At 65.9% G+C, this 18,244-nt stretch carries 14 protein-coding genes; 11 read left to right on the forward strand and 3 right to left on the reverse strand.

Translation table 11 applies throughout. From position 1 onward, the window contains the following. Positions 1-198 precede the first annotated feature (198 nt). Complete coding sequence (locus IEY84_RS16715; RefSeq protein ID WP_183550671.1) at positions 199-1,437, reverse strand: DUF349 domain-containing protein; 1,239 nt, start codon at positions 1,435-1,437, stop codon at positions 199-201. Positions 1,438-1,625: 188 nt separating this feature from the next. Between IEY84_RS16715 and IEY84_RS16720 the strand changes: the two genes are divergently transcribed. From IEY84_RS16720 to aspS, 3 genes are read left to right on the forward strand one after another with little or no spacing between them, the layout of a single operon-like run. After that, positions 1,626-2,321 carry an MBL fold metallo-hydrolase gene (locus tag IEY84_RS16720; RefSeq protein ID WP_183550668.1) on the forward strand — a complete coding sequence of 232 codons (696 nt, stop codon included), beginning with the start codon at positions 1,626-1,628 and terminating at the stop codon, positions 2,319-2,321. Continuing rightward, positions 2,318-3,682, forward strand: a complete 1,365-nt coding sequence (hisS, locus tag IEY84_RS16725; protein ID WP_183550665.1) for a histidine--tRNA ligase — start codon at positions 2,318-2,320, stop codon at positions 3,680-3,682. Before IEY84_RS16720 ends, hisS begins: the two co-directional genes overlap by 4 nt. Continuing rightward, a complete protein-coding gene (aspS, locus tag IEY84_RS16730) occupies positions 3,679-5,469 on the forward strand; it encodes an aspartate--tRNA ligase (RefSeq protein WP_229788746.1) in 1,791 nt (596 codons plus the stop codon). Before hisS ends, aspS begins: the two co-directional genes overlap by 4 nt. 117 nt (positions 5,470-5,586) lie before the next feature. On the opposite strand, the gene IEY84_RS16735 is transcribed toward aspS, so the two are convergent. Both IEY84_RS16735 and IEY84_RS16740 read right to left on the reverse strand, forming a co-directional pair. Further along, a complete protein-coding gene (locus IEY84_RS16735; protein WP_183550662.1) occupies positions 5,587-5,760 on the reverse strand; it encodes a hypothetical protein in 174 nt (57 codons plus the stop codon). Positions 5,761-5,769: 9 nt separating this feature from the next. Beyond that, entirely contained in the window at positions 5,770-5,970 is a 201-nt protein-coding gene (locus IEY84_RS16740; protein WP_183550659.1) for a hypothetical protein, read from the reverse strand. 283 nt (positions 5,971-6,253) lie between these two features. Between IEY84_RS16740 and IEY84_RS16745 the strand changes: the two genes are divergently transcribed. The 8 genes from IEY84_RS16745 to IEY84_RS16780 all read left to right on the forward strand — a co-directional run bounded on the left by IEY84_RS16745 (position 6,254) and on the right by IEY84_RS16780 (position 18,235). After that, positions 6,254-8,662 (forward strand): XRE family transcriptional regulator, encoded by a 2,409-nt coding sequence (locus IEY84_RS16745; RefSeq protein ID WP_183550657.1) that lies wholly within the window; start codon positions 6,254-6,256, stop codon positions 8,660-8,662. A gap of 121 nt (positions 8,663-8,783) precedes the next feature. Continuing rightward, the gene (locus IEY84_RS16750; protein WP_183550652.1) at positions 8,784-9,785 is read left to right on the forward strand and encodes an ABC transporter permease; all 1,002 of its coding nucleotides are present in this window, start codon (positions 8,784-8,786) and stop codon (positions 9,783-9,785) included. An 88-nt stretch (positions 9,786-9,873) separates the two neighbouring features. After that, positions 9,874-11,619 carry an ABC transporter substrate-binding protein gene (locus tag IEY84_RS16755; protein WP_183550649.1) on the forward strand — a complete coding sequence of 582 codons (1,746 nt, stop codon included), beginning with the start codon at positions 9,874-9,876 and terminating at the stop codon, positions 11,617-11,619. 163 nt (positions 11,620-11,782) lie between these two features. Further along, the gene (locus tag IEY84_RS16760) at positions 11,783-12,799 is read left to right on the forward strand and encodes an ABC transporter permease (protein WP_183550646.1); all 1,017 of its coding nucleotides are present in this window, start codon (positions 11,783-11,785) and stop codon (positions 12,797-12,799) included. A gap of 49 nt (positions 12,800-12,848) precedes the next feature. Continuing rightward, the gene (locus IEY84_RS16765; protein ID WP_229788750.1) at positions 12,849-13,910 is read left to right on the forward strand and encodes an ABC transporter ATP-binding protein; all 1,062 of its coding nucleotides are present in this window, start codon (positions 12,849-12,851) and stop codon (positions 13,908-13,910) included. Beyond that, on the forward strand, positions 13,910-15,097 hold the full coding sequence (locus tag IEY84_RS16770) for an ABC transporter ATP-binding protein (protein WP_183550640.1): 1,188 nt from the start codon (positions 13,910-13,912) through the stop codon (positions 15,095-15,097). The genes IEY84_RS16765 and IEY84_RS16770 overlap by 1 nt, the downstream gene beginning before the upstream one ends. A gap of 278 nt (positions 15,098-15,375) precedes the next feature. Further along, positions 15,376-16,392: an ABC transporter permease gene (locus tag IEY84_RS16775; RefSeq protein WP_183550637.1), complete on the forward strand. Its 1,017-nt coding sequence runs from the start codon at positions 15,376-15,378 to the stop codon at positions 16,390-16,392. Between the two features lie 61 nt (positions 16,393-16,453). Continuing rightward, on the forward strand, positions 16,454-18,235 hold the full coding sequence (locus IEY84_RS16780) for an ABC transporter substrate-binding protein (RefSeq protein WP_183550634.1): 1,782 nt from the start codon (positions 16,454-16,456) through the stop codon (positions 18,233-18,235). Positions 18,236-18,244 lie beyond the last annotated feature (9 nt).

The raw sequence follows: 18,244 nt of genomic DNA on the forward strand, positions 1-18,244 counted from the left end.
CGCCGACCCGGCGTGCCTGCCCCAGCGCCGGACGCCGAGTCGGCGCAAGCTGACCAAGAACCACGCCGAGTCGGCGCGTCATGACGCGCCGACTCGGCCTTGCTTTTCGTCAGGATGAGCCGACTCGGCCCAGTTTCCGGTCACGATGCGCCGACTCGGCGCATCTGCACGGGACAGATGCGCCGAGTCGGCGAGATGTCAGCTGAAGTCGGCCGAGGCTCGCTTGGCCATGTCGAGGAACTGGCGGCGGGAGTCCAGGTTCTCCTCCAGGGCCTTGATCTTCCGGGCGTCACCGGAGGCCTGAGCCTTCTCCAGGTCGGCCTCGACCTGAGCGATGGCCTCCTCGAGCTTCGCGATCATGTCGTCGGCACGAGCCGACTTCTCGGGGTCGGACTTGCGCCACTGGTCGTCCTCGGCGGACTTGATGGCCTGCTCGACCTTGCGCATCGCGCCCTCGAGCTCCTTGATGCGGTCGCGGGGGACCTTGCCGGCCTCGTCCCAGCGGTCGGCGATGTCCCGGAACGCACGCTTGACGCCGTCCATGTCGTCGCCCTTCTCCAGCAGCGGGAGCAGCTCCTGCGCCTCGACGAGCAGCCTCTCCTTGACCACGGCGTTCTGCGCGAACTCGGCGTCGAGCGCCGCGTTGGCTGCGTCGCGGGCACCGAAGAAGACATCCTGGGCGGCCCGGAACTTCTTCCAGAGCTTGTCGTCGACGTCCTTGGGGGCCGGACCGGCGGCCTTCCAGTCGCGCATCAGGTCGCGGTAGCGCCCGGCCGTGGGGCCCCAGTCGGTGGAGGAGGAGAGCTCCTCGGCCTCGGCGATGATCCGCTCCTTGATCACCTTCGCGTCCTCGCGCCGGGCGTTGAGCTCGGCGAAGTGGGCCTTGCGGCGCCGCGTGTAGGCGGTCCGCGCGGTCGAGAAGCGCCGCCAGAGCGCGTCGTCGGACCCGCGGTCGATGCGGGGGAGCGCCTTCCACTGGTCGAGCAGCTCGCGCAGCCGGTTGGCGCCGTTGCGCCAGTCGTTGCTCTGCGCCAGCTTCTCGGCCTCGGCCACGAGGGCCTCCTTGGCGACCTTCGCCTCGGCCGCCTTCGCAGCCCGTTCGGCCTTGCGTGCCTCGCGCTGGGTGGCGATGACCGGGGCCAGCGCCTCCAGCCGCGCCACCAGCGAGGCCAGGTCACCGACGGCGTTGGCGTCGGTCACCTTCTCGACGACGGTCTTGACCGCCGCGGTCGCCTCGTCGGGCGACGTCTTGCCCCCGTGCACCCGCCGCTCGAGCTGCTCGACCTCGAAGGCGAGCTGGTCGAACCGGTTGGTGAAGAAGGCAAGCGCCTCCTCTGGCGTGCCTTCTGGGTACTGCCCCACGGAGCGTTCGCCCTCAGCGGTCTTCACGTAGACCGTTCCGTCTTCCTCGACCCGACCCCACTGCTCGCTGGTCACAATGTCCCTACTCTTCGCATGAGGCGCTAACCTCTTATGAAATCTCCCCCGCCGGACACCGTGCTCGTCACAGTCCCGGTCGGCTCAACTTGCAGGTCCCCGTGGTGTCCCGACACACCTCGGGGTGCCCATCGTAGTCAGACGCCACGATGCGGCGCTGCACTGTACCGCTGGATAGGGTGTTTCTCGTGTTGATCGCAGGCTTTCCCGCCGGTCCGTGGGGCACCAACTGTTACGTCGCCGCCACCGGTCCGGGCACCGAGTGCGTCGTGATCGACCCCGGGAAGGACGCCGCCAAGGGCATCGAGGAGATCGTCCGGGAGCAGCGCCTCAAGCCGGTCGCGGTGCTCCTCACCCACGGCCACGTCGACCACATGTGGTCCGTGACCCCGGTGAGCAAGACGTACGACTCCACGGCCTGGATCCACCCCAACGACCGCCATCTGCTGGCCGATCCACTCCAGGGCATCTCGCCGGAGTCGGCGCGGATGCTGCTCGGGATGCCGGAGGGCACCTACGACTTCGTGGAGCCCGACGACGTCCAAGAGCTGAGCGACGGTCAAGCCATCGACCTGGCCGGGATGAGCTTCCTGATCGACCATACGCCTGGGCATACCGAGGGGTCGGTCACCTTCCGGACTCCCTATCCCGACCACGCCGAGGTCAGCGATGTGCTGTTCTCCGGCGACCTGCTCTTCGCGGGCAGCATCGGGCGTACGGACCTCCCCGGCGGTGACCACGCCACGATGCTGCAGTCCCTGACCACCAAGGTGCTGCCCCTCGCCGACGACATCGTGGTGCTCCCCGGCCACGGCGAACAGACCTCCATCGGGCGCGAGCGCGCCACCAACCCGTTTCTTCAGGACCTGATCACCACACCATGAACAAGCCAACACCGCTCTCCGGGTTCCCGGAGTTCCTCCCGAGCCAGCGCACCGTCGAGCGCGAGGTCATCGAGACCTTGAGCCGCACCTTCGAGCTGCACGGCTTCGGCAACATCGAGACCCGCGCCGTCGAGCCGATGGACCAGCTGCTGCGCAAGGGCGACACCTCCAAGGAGGTCTACGTCCTGCGCCGCCTCCAGGAGGAGGACAACGGCAGAGACAAGGGGATGGGGCTCCACTTCGACCTCACCGTCCCCTTCGCCCGCTACGTGCTCGAGAACGCCGGCAAGCTGGAGTTCCCCTTCCGTCGCTACCAGATCCAGAAGGTCTGGCGCGGTGAGCGCCCGCAGGAGGGCCGCTTCCGGGAGTTCGCCCAGGCCGACATCGACATCGTCGGGCGCGACACGCTGCCGTTCCACCACGACGTCGAGGTCGCTCGGGTCATGCTCGAGGCGCTCGGCAAGCTGACGTTCCTGCCCGGGTTCACGCTGCAGGTCAACAACCGCAAGCTGATCCAGGGCTTCTACGCCGGGCTCGGCGCCCCCGACGTCGAAGAGACCATGCGGCTCATCGACAAGCTCGACAAGATGCCCGCCGAAGAGGTCGGCAAGCTGCTGGTCTCCGAGGCGGGGCTGACCGACGAGCAGGCCGCCAAGTGCCTCGAGCTCGCCACGATCACCGCCACCGACGACTCGTTCGTCGGACGCGTCCGCGGACTCGGCGTCGAGAGCGAGCTGCTCGATGAGGGCCTGTCCGAGCTGGCCACGCTGATCAACGCCACAGCGCCCCTGAACACCGAGAACGTACGCGTCGTGGCGGACCTGAGCATCGCCCGCGGTCTCGACTACTACACCGGCACCGTGTTCGAGACCCGTCTCGACGGCTACGAGAGCCTCGGCAGCATCTGCTCCGGCGGCCGCTACGACGCGCTCGCCAGCGACGGGAAGACCACCTACCCGGGCGTCGGGATCTCGCTCGGCGTCAGCCGCGTCCTGGTGCCGCTCGTGCAGAAGGGCGTGCTCGACGGCGACCGCAAGGTCCCGAGCACCGTGCTGGTCGCGGTCAACGACGAAGAGAGCCGCGCCGACGCCGATGCTGCCGCCCAGGCGCTGCGCGGCCACGATGTCGCCTGCGAGGTCTCGCCCAACGCCGCCAAGTTCGGCAAGCAGATCCGCTTCGCGGAGCGCCGTGGCATCCCGTACGTCCTCTTCGCCACCCGCCAAGAAGATGGCACGGAGGCGTACGAGATCAAGGACATTCGCACCGGCGACCAGGTCCCGGCCGACCCGGCCACCTGGACGCCACAGAACGAGAGCGACCTGAAGCCTCAGGTCGTCGTGAACAACGAGGAGAAGAAGTGACCCGCACCCCCAGTCTGAGGACGCACAGTGCCGGCACCCTGCGTGCCGAGCACGTCGGCCAGACCGTGACCCTCGCCGGCTGGGTAGGCCGCCGACGCGATCACGGCGGGGTCGCGTTCCTCGACCTGCGCGAGGCCAGCGGCGTGGTCCAGGTCGTCGTCCGTGACGAGGAGATCGCCCACGCGCTCCGCAACGAGTACTGCATCAAGGTCACCGGCGAGGTCGTCGCGCGCACGAGCGAGAACGTCAACGACAAGCTCGCCACCGGCGAGATCGAGGTCGTCGCCAAGGACCTCGAGGTCCTCAGCGCGGCCGCGCCCCTCCCTTTCCCGATCGACGACCACGTAGAGGTCGGCGAGGACGTCCGCTACAAGCACCGCTACCTCGACCTGCGCCGCACCGCGCCCGGCAACGCCATCCGGCTGCGCTCGAAGGCGAACAAGGCCGCCCGCGACGTGCTCGCCGGCCACGACTTCGTCGAGATCGAGACCCCGACCCTGACCCGCAGCACCCCCGAGGGCGCCCGTGACTTCCTGGTCCCCGCGCGTCTGCAGCCGGGCTCCTGGTATGCGCTGCCGCAGTCCCCGCAGCTGTTCAAGCAGCTGCTCATGGTCGCCGGCATGGAGCGCTACTACCAGATCGCTCGCGCCTACCGCGACGAGGACTTCCGCGCCGACCGGCAGCCGGAGTTCACCCAGCTCGACATCGAGATGAGCTTCGTCGACCAGGACGACGTGATCGCGCTCGGCGAGGAGATCGTCGCCGCGCTGTGGAAGCTGATCGGCTACGACGTGCCGCTCCCGCTGCCGCGGATGACCTACGCCGACGCGATGGCCAAGTACGGCTCGGACAAGCCCGACCTGCGCTTCGGCATCGAGATCACCGAGTGCACCGACTACTTCTCCGAGACGACCTTCCGCGTCTTCCAGGCGCCTTACGTCGGTGCCGTGGTGATGCCGGGCGGCGCCAGCCAGCCGCGGCGTCAGCTCGACGGCTGGCAGGACTGGGCCAAGCAGCGCGGCGCCAAGGGCCTGGCGTACGTCCTGGTCCAGGCGGACGGCTCGCTGACCGGTCCGGTCGCCAAGAACCTCTCCGAGACCGAGGCCGCCGGACTGGCCGGCCACGTCGGCGCCAACCCCGGCGACTGCATCTTCTTCGCCGCCGGCCCGCCCAAGTCGAGCCGCTCCCTGCTGGGTGCTGCCCGGCTGGAGATCGGCAACCGTCTCGACCTCCGCAAGGACGGGGACTGGAGCTTCCTGTGGGTCGTCGACGCGCCGCTGCTCGAGCCGGCCTCCGAGGCCGTCGAGTCCGGTGACGTCGCTGTCGGTGCGGGGGAGTGGACCGCGGTCCACCACGCCTTCACCAGCCCCCAGGACATCGAGAGCTTCGACAAGGACCCCGGCAACGCGCTCGCCTGGGCCTACGACATCGTCTGCAACGGCAACGAGATCGGTGGCGGCTCGATCCGTATCCACCGTGAGGACGTCCAGAAGCGGGTCTTCGACCTGATGGGCATCGGCGAGGAGGCCGCCGAGGAGAAGTTCGGCTTCCTGCTGGACGCCTTCAAGTTCGGCGCCCCGCCGCACGGCGGCATCGCCTTCGGCTGGGACCGCGTCGTCGCCCTTCTGGCCGGCACCGACTCGATCCGCGACGTCATCGCCTTCCCGAAGACGGGTGCCGGTTACGACCCGCTCACCGCCGCTCCGGCACCGATCACCCCCGAGCAGCGCAAGGAGGCCGGGGTCGACGCCAAGCCATCGGCTTCTGAGGACATCGCAGGGGCCTGATCGTAGGCTGAAAAGAAGGTCCCGGAACCTCGCGGTTCCGGGACCTTCTCGGCAGGTTCCGAGTCCAGGGCGGTGCGGGGATCCGCTCGCCTTCGCCCAACGACTTCGGAGCGTGGACTACTTGCAGATCTGCCCCGTGGGCGGACACTGGAGCTTGCGGCAGTCCCCGTTGACGTACGTCCAACCGTCTGGGCATCGGACGATGGCGTTGGCCGCACCGGTGCTCAGAGTCAAGCAGCTGATGACGGCAGTCGGCACCAGGACCAGGCGTGCGATGAGCTTCTTAGGCATGGTGGCGTCTCACATTCCCAGGTTCAGGTCGACGTGCGATTCCGCGAGGTTCCCGACGACGGGTTGCTCCTTCTGCTCAGCCTGAACGACCACTGGCTGCTCCTTCTGCTCAGCGCTGATGCCTGCCGATGCGGTCGATGCCAATGCAGCACCGGCTCCCATCAGCCCGGCAGCTACACCAAGAGCGAGCATTCTCTTTCGGCTCTTCATACTTCATCTCCCCTTCTTGATCCGGATCTGACGACAGATATTGAACCGGTGGATCGCGTACGTGGAACAGGAACATGGACCGGCACTTGACCGGCACTTCGCCAGAGAAACGTTGTGTCGCCCCTGGTGCCGGCCGACAGGCACGCCGTCAGTGCGCCCGGCCTGAACGGTCGGGGCAGACGACCGGCGAAGTGAGAACGACGCGGCCGTACGGTCGTGGCCGTGTCGGTGGCTATGCTGAACTCTCCGAAACTCGGCAAGGAAACGGTGGTTGGCGTAGCAGATGCTCGGGGACTCGCTGAAGGCGCTTCGGCAACGCGCCGGGCTGACGCAGGAAGCACTTGCTGAGAGATCGGGAGTGAGCGTTCGAGGGCTGCGCAAGCTGGAGAGCGGGCTTGTCGCGGGGCCGAGGCGAGCAACCTTGGACGCACTTGCGGACGCCCTGGAACTCACAGGTGCCGGACGCGCTGACTTCCTGTCGGGGTCCGGTCGGGTGGAGGAGCGGTCGGTCGCTGCACCTACGGATCTTGTGCCGCGGCAGCTGCCGCCGCGCCTGATGTCCTTCGTCGGCCGAACGGAGGAGGTTGGCGTCCTCGATGATGTGGTGGCCCGTGTCGCAACGGATCGACACTCTGACGCTGGGACCGTCGTCGTGACGATGTCGGGACTTCCCGGTATCGGCAAGACAGCGCTGGCGGTCGAGTGGGGACATCGGGCCGCCTCGCGCTTTCCCGACGGGCAGTTGTATCTGAACCTTCGCGGGTTCGACGCCAAGAATGAACCGCTCTCTTCTGGTGAGGCGCTCAGGGAACTGTTGACCTCGCTGGGTGTCGCGGAGAGCAAGATCTGCCGTGGACTCGGAGCACGAATCGGCCAGTACCGCACCCTGGTGTCGGCCATGCGGATCCTGGTCATCCTTGACAACGTGGTCGATCCAGACCAAGTACGCCCCCTTCTCCCGGTCGGCGCGGGGTCAGCCGCGCTTGTCCTCAGCCGGCATCGACTCCCTGGCCTGGTCGCGCAGGTCGGCGCGGTGCCCGTCAGCCTCGGCGTGCTTCGTCCCGCGGAGGCTTGTCAGCTGATCTCGTCACGACTCTCTTCCAGCGCCCGTGCACGCGACGTGCAGATGGAGGAACTGCAGCCTCTTGTCGACATGTGTTCTGGTCTCCCGCTAGCTCTTGCCCTCATCGCGTCGCGCGCTCAGCTCGATCCAGGTGCGATCAGCGAGTACGCAGCCAGATCTGTCGACGACCAGACCGGGCTGGCTGTTCTCTCCCTAGGAGACCGTTCGACATCGTTCGAATCCATCCTGGTGCGATCGATCGACTCACTGTCGAAAGAGGCGCGGGACTGTTTCATCCTGATCGGGTTGGGGGCGTCGTCAGAGTTTTCGATTGCTGAGGTCGCGAGCCTGCGCGGACATGGTCGGATCGAGGCGCGATCGCTCATCGACGAGCTCATGGACGCGAGCCTGGTCCAGGCAGCAGGCGGCGGCCGCATGACGCTGCACGACCTCCTGTGGGAGTTCGTGGTGCGCGAGGCGCAGCGAGAGGTCCCCGAAGACGTCGCGAACCTCTGCCGCAAGCGGTTGCTCGACTACCTGATCCACAACGCGGTGGCGGCGACAGCCACCTTCGCCCCTCACCGCACTCGGCCCGACCTGTCGCAGCCCGCCGTCGGCGTCGTGCTCGAAGAATTTCGGACCCCGCAGGAGGGGCGTGCCTGGATGGAGTCGACGCTCGACACAGCCCTTGCCGCAGTTGGCCACGGCGTCGGTTGGGGCCTCCTGGCTGAAGTGGCGTGGCTCGCGGAAGGGGTCAGTGCGTACCTCGACATCCAAGGGCGTTGGACCGACCTCCTGACCACCGAGGAGGCGGCGCTTCGAGCCGGCGAGATGTTGGACGACGCACAGATCCAAGCGCTCGCCTGCCGGCGCATGGCGATTGCGCAGGCGCGGGTGGGTGAGGTTGCGAGTGCGGAGGACAGTGCACGTCGCGCGATCAGGCTTTACTCGCGCTTTGGCGACATCTCAGGTGAGGCTCATGCTCATCGCCTCCTCGGCGGTCTGCTCGAAGAGTCATGCGCACACGAGTCGGCCCTCGAGCACCGGCGCGAGGCGCTGAGCAGGTTTGAGATCTTGGGGGACGAGGCTGCGACCGCGATGGCGCTGAACGCGGTCGGCTGGAGCCACGCGCTACTTGGTGAGTTCGATGTGGCGCTCGACTACTGCCTCCGCTCGACTGATACGGCCACACGCCTGGGGCACTCACGATCGATCGCGGCGGCCTGGGACAGCGTCGGCTTCATAGCGCGATCGATCGGTGACCGCGCGCGGGCCGAGAATGCGTACGACCACGCGCTTGCGTCGTGGCGAGCGAGCGGGGAGCGCTACTACCTGGCTCGGACGTACGAGAGTGTCGCCGGGCTTCGTGCTGAAACAGGTGATCAGCGGGGAGCGATAGACGCCCTGGAGACGGCGCTGGATCTTTACGACGAGTTGGGTAGTCCGGAGATCGATCGGATACAGGGGCTGCTCGCTGAGCTTGCTGATAGCACTGCCCGGGAAGACGAAGCGGGGCGCGTGTGCGGCACGGGTGTATCCGGGCGGCGGGATATCGGTTCGATTCCTGCGGTTCCGCAGACTCTTGCGCCGAAGGCGTCGATCAAGGGAAGCCGTCCTGGCGACCGCTGAGCAACGGATGAAATCGGATCGTTACCCCTCTGGCGTCCGAACGCCTCCTGCGATCACATAGAGTGCGACCCGCGGGGCGTTGATTCGCCCTGTCCCTAGTGCATTCCAGATTGAGGTGAGCATGACCACGCCCGGCACCCAGGTCGAGATCGGCGAAGTCGCTGTGGAGACCGCGGCTCCTGTGGCCGGTCCCGTCGTCAGTAAGTCGCCAACCCAGTTGGCGTTGGCGCGGTTCCGTGCGGACAAGTTGTCGATGTTCTCCTTCTATGTGGTGGTTTTCTACCTGATTGCGGCGCTGCTCGCGCCGATCCTGGTTGCGACTGGCGTGCTCGACCCGTTCACGCCGCACCAGGACCTGATCGATGACCAGAGCCTTCCGCTCAATCCGTTCGGTGGGATCTCGTGGGAGCACCCGTTCGGCGTGGAGCCGCGGATCGGACGGGACTCACTGAGCCGAATCTGGTACGGAATCAGCTTCTCGCTGAGCATCTCGCTGCTGGCCACGCTGATCGCGGTCACCCTCGGCGTTGTCCTGGGCATCATTGCCGGCACCTCGGGCGGTTGGGTCGACGCGATCATCGGTCGCATCATCGACCTGACGCTGGCTTTCCCGCAGACGCTCATGCTGCTGGCGCTCTCGACCGTCGCCGTCGCGTTCATCACCCAGGTGCTGCACGTGCCGGAAGGCCCGACCGCACAGTTCGTCTATGTGGTCTCGATCCTGGGCATCTTCGGTTGGACGAGCACCGCACGCATCGTGCGTGGTCAGGTCCTCTCGATTCGTGAGCGCGAGTTCGTCTACGCCGCGCGGCTGCTCGGTGCGGGACCTGGTCGGATCTACTTCAAGGAGATCCTGCCGAACCTGTGGGCACCGATCCTGGTGCAGTTCACGCTGATCATGCCCGCCTTCATCTCCGCGGAGGCAGCGCTCTCCTACCTCGGTGTCAGCGTGAAGCCGCCGACACCCACGCTGGGCAACGTGCTGACTGACTCGCTCAGCTTCATGTCGGACAACTTCACCTACTTCATCATTCCGGCGGTCTTGATCGCGCTGATCGTCGTCTGCTTCAACCTTCTCGGAGATGGCCTGAGGGACGCACTGGACCCGAAGTCAGGCCGATGAGCGGATCCATCCGCTCGACTTGTTCCTGCCGACACCGTCGGCGTTGAAACGTGCGGCAGTTCGTCGCGCATCCCAAGGAGGACACAAAATGGGAAGTAAGTTGAGGAGTGTCGTCGCCGTAGCCGCGGCTGCAGCACTCGGACTCAGCCTGGCCGCTTGCGGATCGGGGTCCGACACGGACTCCGACGCTGGTGCGGAGGGCACGAAGGGCGGGACGCTGAACTACCTGCTGGGCTCGCCGTGGGAGAGCATGGACCCACAGCGGATCTACCTGGGCGTTCAGCTGTCGAGCTTCCGCCGCACCGTTTACCGCGGCCTGGTGGCGTTCCCCATGGCCGAGGACGAGGAAACCGGGAACACCCCGGTTGCCGACCTTGCCACCGACACCGGCACCCCGAACGAGGACTCCACCGAGTGGAAGTTCACGCTCAAGGACGGCATCCAGTGGGAAGACGGTTCCGAGATCACGTGTGAGGACTTCCGCTACGGCGCCTCCCGAGTCTTCGCGAACGACATCATCACCGGTGGCCCGAACTACATCCTGAGCTACCTCGACGTCCCGCAGAAGGACGGCGTGCCGACCTACCCCGGCCCGTACAAGGCGACGCCGGCGCAGCAGGCGGAGTTCGACAAGGCCATCGAGTGTGATGGCACGAACATCACCTACCACTTCAACAAGCCGTGGGCGGACTTCCCGCTCGCTGCGGCCAGCCTGATGTCGACGGACCCGTACAAGGAGTCCGAGGACGAGGGCGCCAAGAGCCTGTGGAAGGTCTTCGCCAACGGTCCTTACAAGGTCGAGGGCGGCACGTGGGACAAGAACAAGGGTGCGACCCTGGTTCGCAACGAGAACTACGACGAGAAGACCGACAGCCCCGACGAGCTCCGTAAGGCGCTGCCGGACAAGATCGCGTTCTCGATCGACGGCTCTGACGAGGCTGCCGAGACGATCAACCGTCGTCTCGTCGCCGACGCCGGCGACGACCAGTCGGCCATCACGGCGTCTCGTCTGCCTTCCTCGATGATCTCGCAGGTCGCGGGCCCCGTTGAGGAGCGCTACAAGAACGTCGAGTCGCCGTACGTCAACTACCTGGTGCCGAACGCCAAGACCGTCACCAACCTGAAGGTCCGCCAGGCGATCGCCGCTGCGGTTGACAAGACCGGGTACATCAAGGCCAACGGTGGGGACAAGTACTCTGCTCCCGCGTCGACCCTGATCAACCCTTCGGTCAACGGTTCCACTCCTAACCCGGCGTTCGAGGACATCGACGAGGCCGGCGATGTCGAGGCGGCCAAGGCTCTCCTCGCCGAGTCCGGCGAGAAGCTGCCTTACCCGCTGAAGGTCACCTACCAGCAGACCCCGACCTATGACGCGGCCTTCGCCGTGCTCAAGGCCAAGTGGGACGAGGCTGGGTTCAAGGTCACCCTGGACCCGCTGACGGACACGTACTACGACGTCATCGGCAAGCCCGACAAGGACTCGGACCTGATGTGGGGCGGCTGGGGTGCTGACTGGCCGTCGGCGAACACCGTGCTTCCGCCGCTGTTCGACGGTCGTCCGAACATCTCTGCGACCAACTGCAACAACGACTACGGCTGCTACAACAGCAAGGCGTTCAACGCCAAGGTCGACGAGGCCGCCCAGGCGACCGACCTCGACGCGCAGACCAAGGCGCTCCAGGGGGCGGACGCCGTCCTGGGCGAAGAGGTCGCGTACATCCCGCTGGACATCTCCAAGTTCAACTGGCTCTACGGGTCCAAGGTGACTGGGTTCACCACCACGCCGGCATCGAGCTCCTACCCCGAGCTGGGGCTCATCGGCGTGAAGCAGTGATCCTCGGCTGAGGTTCGCAACAGCATCATTCCGCTTGGTGGTGGGTCGTCGCAGAGATGAGGCGACCCACCACCGGGCAGATGCGCCAACAGGCGTGAGTCGCCTTGACCGCTTCAGGTCAGCGCGAGTTCTGAAATAGACTTTGAATGGGAGAGTTCGTCCGATGTGGGCATACGTCGTGCGCCGGTGTCTGATGGGGGTTGTCCTCATTCTGGCGATGACGCTGGTCACTTTCACGTTGTTCTTCGCTACGCCGATCGACGCCGCGCGCTACGCGTGCGGCAAGAACTGCAGCGAGGAGCAGCGCGATATCACTCGCGCAGCACTGGGCTATGACAAGCCAGTGGTGGAGCAGTGGGCCGGCTTTATCAAAGGGCTTTTCGCGGGCCGTGACTTCCCGCTGGACGAGGCGCAGCGCGAGGCTGCGCCCGAGCAGGTCACCCACTGTGCGGCGCCCTGTCTCGGTTTCTCGAACTTCAATGCGAAGACGATCAACGAGATGGTCAGCGAAGCGCTGCCGGTGACGATCTCGCTCTCCGTGGTCGCGCTTGTCCTGTGGCTGATCGGCGGTGTGCTCTTCGGCATCCTGGCAGCAATGAGGCAGGGCTCGTTCCTCGATCGAGGAATCGTCGGTGCCACGCTGGTCATCTACGCCTTTCCCAGCTTCGCGATCGCAGTGTTTCTGCTCAACTACGTGGCGATCAAATGGGGCGTGTTCCCATATCCGAAATACACGCAGATCGCTGATGGCGGCGTGGTGGAGTGGTTCGGAAACCTGCTGCTTCCAGCGCTGACCCTCGCTCTGCTGTTCCTTGCGGGCTACGTCAGGATGACGCGCGCATTCGTGCTCGAGTCGCTGACCGAGGACTACATCCGCACCGCGAACGCCAAGGGGCTGCAGCGAAAGAAGGTCGTCTTCAAGCATGCACTGCGTGCTGCCCTGACACCGCTGGTCACGATGGCCGGTCTCGACTTCGCGACGCTTCTCGGCGGAGCGATCATCACCGAGCGCGTCTTCAACTATCCGGGGTTGGGTTTGCTGACGATCCAGGCGAACGCGGCGTTCGACCTCCCGGTGCTGGTCGCAGTGGTGCTGATTGCCGGGTCCTTCGTCATTCTTGCGAACATCGTTGTCGATGTTCTCTATGCATACATCGACCCGCGCGTTCGTGTCGGCTGAGAGGGACTAAGACATGTTTGAGCTTTCCGAGACGCCAGGCGACGGCCAGATGAGCAAGGCACCAGGCGACAACGCGTTCCTCTCGGTGAGGGACCTGAAGGTCCACTTCTCCACCTCCGACGGCATCGTCAAGGCCACCGACGGCCTCACCTTCGAGCTCGAGCGCGGCAAGACGCTCGGCATCGTCGGTGAGTCCGGCTCCGGCAAGTCGGTCTCCAGCTCGGCGATCATGGGGCTGCACCGCGGCACCAACGCCATCCTCGGCGGCGAGATCCTGCTAGAGGGGGTCGACCTGCTCAAGGTGAGCGACGAGGAGATGCGCAAGCGTCGCGGTCGCGAGGTGGCGATGATCTTCCAGGACCCGCTCTCCGCGATGCACCCGTACTACACCGTGGGCAACCAGATCATGGAGGCCTACCAGGTCCACAACGACGTGACCAAGCGGGAGGCACGCAAGCGCGCGATCGAGATGCTCGACCGCGTCGGCATCCCGCAGCCCGACCGTCGCGTGGACGACTACCCGCACCAGTTCTCCGGTGGTATGCGGCAGCGCGCGATGATCGCGATGGGGCTGATCAACAACCCCAGCCTGCTCATCGCCGACGAGCCGACCACCGCTCTGGACGTGACCGTCCAGGCGCAGATCCTCGACCTGCTCCAGGACCTGCAGCGCGACTTCGACGCGGCCGTCATCATCATCACCCACGATCTCGGCGTGGTTGCCGAGATGGCCGACGACGTACTCGTGATGTACGCCGGCCGGGCGGTGGAGTACGGCCCGTGCAAGGAGATCCTCACCCACCCGCAGATGCCCTACACCTGGGGTCTGCTCTCCAGCGTGCCGGACCTGACCGCGTCGACCGAGGCCAAGCTGCTGCCGATCCGTGGCAACCCGCCCTCGCTGCTCAACCCGCTGCCGGGATGTGCCTTCGAGCCGCGCTGTGACCACGTGGCGAAGGTGGGTGGTGACCTGTGCCGTACGACGCTCCCGGATCTCACGCCGGCAACCAGCGGTGGCAATCACACCAAGCGCTGCCACATCAAGAACGCCGACGAGGTCTACGAGGCAGAGATCCTGCCCGAGATCGCCCCTGACCTGGTGGAGGACTAATGAGCGACACCACGACTGCCACCGCGGCGTCGGTCGCACCGGCGAGCACGGAGACGGTGCTCTCCGTCGAGAATCTGAAGATGCACTTCCCGGTCAAGGGCAGCGGCGTGATCCGGCGTACGGTCGGTCACGTCAAGGCCGTCGACGGGGTCTCCTTCGAGGTGGCCAAGGGCAGTGCCCTCGGTCTCGTCGGTGAGTCCGGTTGTGGCAAGTCCACGACCGGGCGGATGGTGACCCGGCTCTACAAGCCCACCGGAGGGTCGATCAACTTCGAGGGCACCGATATCGCTGACTACCCGGGTCACAAGCTGAAGCCGATACGTCGCGAGATCCAGATGATCTTCCAGGACCCGTCGACGTCGCTGAACCCGCGGCACACGGTCGGCTCGATCATCGGCGCACCGCTGCGGATCCACAACATGGTGCCGAAGGACAAGGTCCTCGGCCGGGTCCAGGAGCTGCTCGAGCTCGTCGGGCTGAACCCCGAGCACTACAACCGTTACCCGCACGAGTTCTCCGGCGGCCAGCGCCAGCGCATCGGCATCGCCCGGGCGATGACGCTGCAGCCGAAGCTGCTCGTGGCCGACGAGCCGGTCTCCGCGCTGGACGTGTCGATCCAGGCTCAGGTGATCAACCTTCTGCAGGACCTGCAGAAGGAGTTCGACATCTCCTACCTGTTCATCGCCCACGACCTGGCCATCGTCCGTCACTTCTGCCCCGAGGTCGCGGTGATGTACCTCGGCAAGATCGTCGAGATCGGTGACCGCGAGTCGATCTACGAGCACGCCCACCACCCCTACACCCAGGCGCTGCTCTCCGCGGTGCCCGACGTGAAGCAGGCTGCTGTCGGCGGCCGGCGTGAGCGGATCCGGCTGGAGGGCGACGTACCTTCGCCGATCAACCCGCCTTCGGGCTGCCACTTCCGCACCCGCTGCACCTTCGCCAAGGACATCTGCTCCGTGGTCGAGCCGCCGCTGCTGCAGATCGGCAAGAAGCACAAGGTCGCCTGCCACTTCCCGGGTGAGCTCCACCAGCACCCGGAGAAGCCGGTCACCGCGCCGCTTCTGGGCGTCGACGAGTTCGGTGCGCCGGACCCGGGTGCCAGCCCGGCCGAGGTGCCGGGCGACGGCCCGGGGTATGCCGACACGTGGTACGACCTGGCGAACAACTCGCGGGGTCGCGCCTGAGACCTGTCGGGTCTCGACAAGCTCGACCACCGGTGGAAGTCGCGCCTGAGAATCTTCCGCATCTCGAACAGATTACGAAAGACGGTCCGCAGCCTACGGCTGCGGGCCGTCTTTGTTACAGGTGTGTCACAGGTCACAGTCGGTATCTAACCGTTATCTGAGTGTCGCCCGAATCGTCGGGACTTGCCATAACTTGAGGCAGCGCGCTGGTCCGGGGCTGCGCGGAATGGCAGGTCTGGGGTCATTGAGCGCCCCGACACCGAACGGAGAACATGCAGATGAGCCTTTCCATGGCGCGCCTCGAGGCCGAGACGCCAGAGCCTGGCGATGTCCCGGTCGAGAAGTCTGCTGCGATCGTCGGGAAGTCCCCGACACAGATCGCGCTGGGCCGCCTGCGCAAGGACAAGACCGCGGTGGTGTGCATCGCCGTTCTCGTCGTCGTCATCGCGCTGGCCGTGCTGGCCCCGGTGATCACCTCGATCCTGGACATCCACGAGCGCCGTGAGCCAGGCTCGCTGAACGCCGCGGAGTGGACCGACCAGTTCGGCTACCCGGTCACGGGCCCGCCCTACTACGGATTCGACCCCAACCACCCCCTGGGCATCTCGCCCAAGGAGGCCAACGACAACCTGGCACGCCTGCTCTACGGCGTACGGAACTCGCTGTTCATCGGGGCCGTGGTGGCCTTCTCGGCGCTGCTGATCGGCACTACGATCGGGCTCGCGGCCGGCTTCTCACGCGGCTGGCTCGACCGGATCCTGTCGTTCGTGATCGACCTGTTCCTGGCCTTCCCGTTCTTCTTCTTCGCGATGGCGCTGAGCCCGATCATCGGCAACGCGTTCTCCCAGAACGACGTCGGCCTCGCGGTGGCGTCGTTCATCGGGCTCATCATCTTCCTCATCATCTTCAGCTGGATGAGCCTGGCTCGTCTGGTACGTGGCCAGGTCATCTCACTGCGCGAGCGTGAGTTCATCCTGGCCGCGGAGGTGATCGGCGTACCCATGCGCCGCGTGCTGTTCAAGGAGCTGCTGCCGAACCTGGTGGCTCCGCTGGTGGTCTGGTTCTCGGTCGCGGTGCCAACCGCGGTCGCGCTCGAGGTCGCACTCACGTTGCTCGGGCTCGGGGTCAGTGGCACCCCGACGCTCGGTCTTCTCGTCCAAGAGGCTCGGGGCTACTGGGACACCTACCCGCTGTACCTGTGGACGCCCGTCGGGGCGGTTGTGGTCATCACGCTGGCGCTGAACCTGCTGGGTGACTCCGTCCGTGACGCGTTCGACCCCAAGACTCGCCGATAGTCCTTCTATGCGGTCAGGCCTTGTCGGAGAGAGACGAAACCCCAAGGAAAGGCAGAGATCCATGCGTTTCAAGACACCGTTGGTGGGCATCACCGCGGGAGGTCTGATGCTGGCACTCGCTGCGTGCGGAAGCACCGGTGGCCCGGCTGAAGACACCAAGATCGACAATGAGAAAGCCGGTGCCGCCGGCAGCGGACGTGACCCCGACGCCAAGGGCCCGGTGGAGATCAAGGGCGCGAAGGAGGGTGGCAGCATCAACGTCATCAGCTCCACCGAGCTGCAGACGATGGACCCCCGCAACGCCTACTACGCCTCGACCATCGCCATCCACGGCGCCTTCCTGTCGCGCACGCTGACCCAGTACAAGTACGACGAAGAGTCGGACTCGATGGTGCTCGTGCCCGACCTGGCCAAGGACCTGGGCACGCCCAACGAGGACTACACCGAGTGGACCTTCAACCTGCGTGAGGGCATCAAGGACGAGAACGGCGACGAGGTCACGGCGAGCTCGATCGAGCGAACCGTCGAGGCGTCGATGGACGTCGACACCTACGGCGACTTCCCGGGCAATTACCTGATCGACTTCCTGGTCGGTGGCGACCAGGTCAAGGACGGCAAGGCAGAGCCGCAGGGTGTCGACATCGACGGTGTCGAGGCGACCGACGACCACACCCTCGTGTTCAAGACGACCAAGCCGTTCGCGGACCTGCCCGCCTACGCGTACTTCCCGCTGTTCACGCCGACCCCGGAGGGCGCAGACCCGGCGACCTACGAGGACAAGATCGTCTCCACCGGTCCCTACAAGGTCAAGGAGTACGTGCGCTCCAAGAAGCTCGTCCTCGAGCGCAACCCCAACTGGGACGCGGAGACCGACCCGGCCCGCACCGCCTACCCGGACGAGTACGTCTTCGACTTCATGCTCGACACCAACAAGGTCGACGCACGGATGCTGGCCGACAAGGGCTCGGACCAGACCACGATGACGATGGACGACATCAACGCTGAGAACTACCCGAAGTTCAAGTCTGAGGCCGAGGACCGCATCGTGACGGGGTCGAGCCCCCTGACCGCGTACCTCGCACCCGACTACACCAAGGTGACCGACATCCAGATCCGCAAGGCCATCGGCCTGGCCTTCCCGTACCAGGAGTTCTACCGGACTGCCGGCTACATCGAGGGCCTGACCGCCAACCCGGCGAACACGATCATGCCTCCGGGCACCCCGGGCTACCAGACCTACGACAACCCGCTGGGTGTCGAGCCCGGCACCACCGACCCCGAGGCGGCCAAGAAGCTGCTCGAGGAGGCCGGCGCGGTCGGCTACGAGCTGAAGTTCGCCTGGTCCAAGGACGACCCGGACGGCATCTGGCCGAAGCTGAAGGACCTCTACACCGACGCGTTCACCAAGGCCGGCTTCAAGGTCACCTCGGTCAACGTGCCGGACGCGAAGTTCTCCGACTTCCAGCGTGACCCGGAGGCCGACATCAACGTGCGTTCGTACCACAGCATGGGCTGGTTCTCCGACTGGCCCTCGGGTGGCTCGTGGTTCCCGCCGCTGCTGACCACCGTCGACTGGAAGTCGACCGGTTCCTACGGCTCCAACCGCGCGAAGTTCTCCGAGCCGGAGGTGGACAAGAAGGTCGAGGAGATCCTCGCGATGCCGATCGAGGACCAGCCCAAGGCTTGGGGCGAGCTCGACCAGCATGTCATGGAGACCTACTACCCGTGGGTCGTCACCTATCAGGGTGGCTCTGTGCAGTCGCACGGCTCCAAGATCGGCGGCCACAAGATCGACAACACCATGGGTGGCCCGACCTACAAGCAGCTGCACGTCCTGCAGTGACCTGCTCGT

Origin of the sequence: Nocardioides albus (assembly GCF_014648255.1) — a bacterium.
Classification (GTDB): Bacteria; Actinomycetota; Actinomycetes; order Propionibacteriales; family Nocardioidaceae; genus Nocardioides; species Nocardioides albus.